Raw genomic sequence first — 4,147 nt, 5'->3', positions numbered from 1 at the left:
AAATCAGAATACTAGGTGTATCTTCAACTATATCTCCTTGAGCAGAAATTTTAGTAAATGAACCATGCCATTCACCAAGATTTTGTAAAAAGTTTTCCCACTGTGTTTTCATATTTTCTAACAAATTTATTGATATTTATAGCAGAAGGAAGAATTCAATAATTGATAATTGATAATGGATAATTGATAATTACCTCTCCCGAAAGCGGATAGGATTGAATAAAAGGAAAATTTTTTCTTGTTTCTCATTTAAAGGAGAGGCTTTAAACCTTAATTATTCGGTAAGAAGAAGAAAGAAGGAAGAAGGTAAAATTTTGCTTTGTCTGAATTTTAAACTTTTGATATAGCAATTTCCATACTATGTTTGTGTATAAATCTAGGAAATTATTAAGTTTATTTTTGACTTTTTTCCTCAATAAATTTAGTATTATTTTTTCTGTAGCGGGTTTAATACCTCACCGTCAACAGGAGTGCTTAAAATTGTTTGGGGTTATAAGAAACGAAGTGCCATGTCGGATACTATCCATAAGTAATTTTCCCTTCTGACTTCTGCCTTCTGCCTTCTGCCTTCTTTAATCATAATTAATATTTTTCCCATCAAAACTAATTGAACCTGGACCAAAAGAATAAATCATTAACAATCCTCCAATTAATCCAAGATTTTTCATAAAAGCAATTTCCTGAGAAGCATCTGCAAAAAGATTGTGGAAAATTACAGTACTTGGAATTAAAAATCCTATTAATAAAAGTGCGCCATAACGGGCTTTATAACCTACTAAAACAGATAATCCACCTATTAATAAAACAGCAATTGTCGGAAATAAAAGCCAACCAGGAATTCCAGCAGATGCCATATATTGTTGAGCACTTGCTGGATCTAAAATTTTACCAATACCTGATTTGATAAAAACTGCAGAGAGAAATATTCTACCTAAGAGTGATGTCCACTTTTGTAAATTATTCATGTTGCTTTGGCTAGTATACTTTTTCGTTTACTATTTTATTTGATATTTACAACTATAGATATTGATTTTTTGTAAAACTTCATACAATATATCGGGAATAGGAAATGGGAAACATCGCAGCAATATTAGGAATGATTTATATCATGTCTCTTTGAATACCCACAATACAAAATTTAGGGAATAGGGAATAGGGAATAGGGAGAAATTTATCAGAGAAAACATTTTTATTATGGCTAATTAATGAGACTTGATATTAGGATTGTTATTTGAAAAAGCAAGAAGGAAAAAGTATCTGGGGATACTAATGAAATTGGCCATAATTTTATCGATATCAACTTTATAGCATTACAAGAATTGGTTAGGACATTTTTCAATCCTAAAACACTTTTACAGTTCACTATTCCCTGTTCCCTAGCGGGTAGCGCTATAGATGTTTTTTATTCTTGATACTGTTAATTATCCAACACTAATTCTCTAGATAATATAATATAGTTTAGGTTTATTAGAGCTAATATATAAAAAGCTTTAGTCAATCTGATTAAGTATTAATTCACTACATTAAGAGTATGAAAAAATTGCTATTTTGATATCTATTGCTACAGTTGTTTGGAGTAACAACCAGGCTTTAGCTGGAGAACATGGCGCTCACTGCCTGAATATTATTAGTGGTGAAATGAAAAAGTGTAGAGTTATTATCTCAGACCGAAATAACAGCCTGGAAATGAATTTTAAATCTGAAAAATTTCAAGATGTTAATATGAAGTTGAGAGGTAATCAAATTACTGAAATTTCAACTGGTGAATATGCTAAAAAAAGAGCCAAAGAAACTATTGGTGCCAGTTTAATTCTCGGTCCGTTGGGAGCTTTAGTTGGTATGTTTGCTAAACAGGACAGGACTCAGTTAGCTATTGAATATGTGGATTATCAAAACAATAAAAATGTCACTATGATTGATATTCCTACAAAACAAAGCGAACCTCTAATGAAAGATTTAGAAATTTTGACTGGTTTACAGATTCGTAGTTCTGAATAATACCAAACCTCAAAAACTTTTCTATGTTTCCTTGAGTAGGGGAGTAGGGAGATGGTAATCAAATATAGCATTATTATTCAGAAATGGTATAAAATGCTCTCTCTGGCTATATCATGGCAAAAATCATTAGAACGGGAGCAAGATGCTCCCAGTGGCAACTATACCATTACAATGCACCACTAACCTTTTTCTTCATGGGTTTACAGCAGATTCGGTTGTATATGAAGTACAAATATTAACGTTAAGATGTTGATAGTGCGGGCATCTTGCCTGCGAAGGATGTACCTCACGCCATGGTGAAATCTGTTGTAATACTCCACCGCCTCAATAGTTTCTACAAGCTTTTTGGGGTTTGTAGACTGGGAGGGGCAACTTTTCAGTATCCATTTATTCCTTCTCTCCTATATAACTAATATCATGTCCGTTTAATAGCGTGATAAAAAACTTGGGGTTGCACATTATGGAATGATATTGCCAAAAATTAGTTTAGACTTTGACTAAAAAAACCTAATATCAATCATTCTAGCAATTGATTAATCCAAAATCCTGTTCATCAAAAATCTAAAATCATTCGTCACTATGCAACGCCAAAAACTTCCTTCTTTCTTCCTCCTGACTCCTGACTTTTATTAATTAAAATGGCTAAAATTATGCAAAAACAATTAATTGCTCTTGTCTCTATTGCTTCATTATTTTTTCCAGCTAATATTGCCTTAGCTAGAACTCATGGTGCTCATTGTTTAAATAATAATAATGGGGAGTTAAATCAATGCGAAGTCAACGTAGATATTTCGGGTAAGCGCCTGGATATAGAATTTGATAAAGAAGAATATCAAGATGCTAATTTTACTTTAAAGAAAGAACAAATTACAGAACTTTCTACAGGAGATTATGCGAAAACTCAAGTCAGAAAAAGTATTGCTAAAGGTATTCTTTCTCCTGTAGGTGGAATAATTAGTGCTATAGATAAACAAGCTAGGGTTCAAATAGCAATTGTTTATTTGGATGCACAAAATAATGAAAGCGTTACCTTGGTTGATATCCCTAGTCGATATGCTTTATTATTCAGACAAGAACTTGAAACTATGACAGGATTAAAGGTTAGGAAATAAGAAGGTGGTAGGTGTTCAACGATTAATAATTAATAATTAATTATTACCTCTCCTTGAAAACGGATAGGATTGACGCAAAAGGTAATTTTTTTTCTTCTCTTGGTCGATTGGATATGGCGAGGAAACCTCGCCATCCCACCCTTCGGGAAGCTCCGCTAACGACCGCTTTTTCTCCTTTAAAGGAGAGGCTTTATACCAATTCCCAAAAATAAGCTATACTTCCCATGGAACTTCAGTTATTAAGTAATAATAATGGTTGAATCATGTTTGTAACGATTATCAGCATTAAACCAAGATATCTTATATCTTTTCACCCTACTCTCTACTCCCTACTCTCAAGGAGATGTAGCAAAACTTTTGAGATTTGGTATTAAACCTTAATTATTCGGTAAGGTGATAGGCGATAGGTTTTAGATGGTGAAAAAAAACTTACTTTTGTTTGCTACTCCCCCTACTCCCCTACTCCCCCACATCAAAAAAGAAAGTTTAAAAGAATCTAAAAAAACAAGGTAAAAGCAATAAAAATTGATATGGCGAAAAACTTTAGAGAAAATCAGGACTGACGCATAACCACCATACCTAATAGGGGCAAACGGCCGTTTAATCCTACAGATGCTGCATGATTCAATAGTTCGCGTAAGTCCTGAAAATATTATAGCAGTCGAAGCAAAGGGCGCGGACATATCAAAAGCTTAAAACTCAGACAACGCCAGATTTTTCCTTATTCCTTCTTCCTTCTTTCTTCTGCTATATAAATTAAAAAAAACCTACAAATTCTATATATTCTTTTAAAATTAAATTAACATTGAGTTTGATTTTGAGGATTTTGAGGATGATGATTTATGACTCCTGAAACAATAGTAAAGCAATCTTTAGGAACAACAGGCGGATATACAACATTTAGTGCTGACAACTTCAACGCTTATGTAATGAACACTTACGGGCGTTTCCCCATTGCTCTTGAACGGGGCGAAGGTTGTCGTGTTTGGGATACTGAAGGAAAAGAATATCTGGATTTTGTTGCCGGAATTGCTACA

The 4,147-nt window shown here is 33.2% G+C and carries 5 protein-coding genes and 1 pseudogene; 4 read left to right on the top strand and 2 right to left on the bottom strand.

Translation table 11 applies throughout. The features are described 5' to 3' along the window. Both F6K13_RS21410 and F6K13_RS21405 read right to left on the bottom strand, forming a co-directional pair. The coding region (locus F6K13_RS21410) for a DUF3598 family protein (protein ID WP_287288323.1) at window positions 1–112 on the bottom strand (112 nt) is incomplete at its 3' end. Window positions 113–572: 460 nt separating this feature from the next. Next, a complete protein-coding gene (locus tag F6K13_RS21405) occupies window positions 573–965 on the bottom strand; it encodes a DoxX family protein (protein ID WP_124147408.1) in 393 nt (130 codons plus the stop codon). A 583-nt stretch (window positions 966–1,548) separates the two neighbouring features. Here F6K13_RS21405 and F6K13_RS21400 point away from each other — a divergent pair. The 4 genes and pseudogenes from F6K13_RS21400 to F6K13_RS21385 form a co-directional block, all read left to right on the top strand. Next, window positions 1,549–1,998, top strand: coding sequence for a hypothetical protein (locus tag F6K13_RS21400; protein ID WP_287288321.1), 450 nt, complete (start codon window positions 1,549–1,551; stop codon window positions 1,996–1,998). 51 nt (window positions 1,999–2,049) lie between these two features. Then, the gene (locus F6K13_RS21395; RefSeq protein ID WP_275670459.1) at window positions 2,050–2,181 is read left to right on the top strand and encodes a hypothetical protein; all 132 of its coding nucleotides are present in this window, start codon (window positions 2,050–2,052) and stop codon (window positions 2,179–2,181) included. Between the two features lie 455 nt (window positions 2,182–2,636). Then, window positions 2,637–3,110 (top strand): hypothetical protein, encoded by a 474-nt coding sequence (locus F6K13_RS21390; RefSeq protein ID WP_287288319.1) that lies wholly within the window; start codon window positions 2,637–2,639, stop codon window positions 3,108–3,110. An 842-nt stretch (window positions 3,111–3,952) separates the two neighbouring features. Then, window positions 3,953–4,147 (top strand): annotated as a pseudogene (locus F6K13_RS21385) (aspartate aminotransferase family protein); the annotation flags it as partial.

The organism is Okeania sp. SIO2B9 (genome assembly GCF_010672505.1).
Classification (GTDB): Bacteria; Cyanobacteriota; Cyanobacteriia; order Cyanobacteriales; family Microcoleaceae; genus Okeania; species Okeania hirsuta.
Note: the sequence above shows the minus strand (reverse complement) of the source record. Positions and strands in the feature narration are given on the sequence as shown.

Bases quoted from the DNA above. Each gene is read 5' to 3' on its own strand.
- F6K13_RS21405 (WP_124147408.1), bottom strand. From the start codon at position 965: ATGAATAATTTACAAAAGTGGACATCACTCTTAGGTAGAATATTTCTC.
- F6K13_RS21395 (WP_275670459.1), top strand. From the start codon at position 2,050: ATGGTAATCAAATATAGCATTATTATTCAGAAATGGTATAAAATGCTC.
- F6K13_RS21390 (WP_287288319.1), top strand. From the start codon at position 2,637: ATGGCTAAAATTATGCAAAAACAATTAATTGCTCTTGTCTCTATTGCT.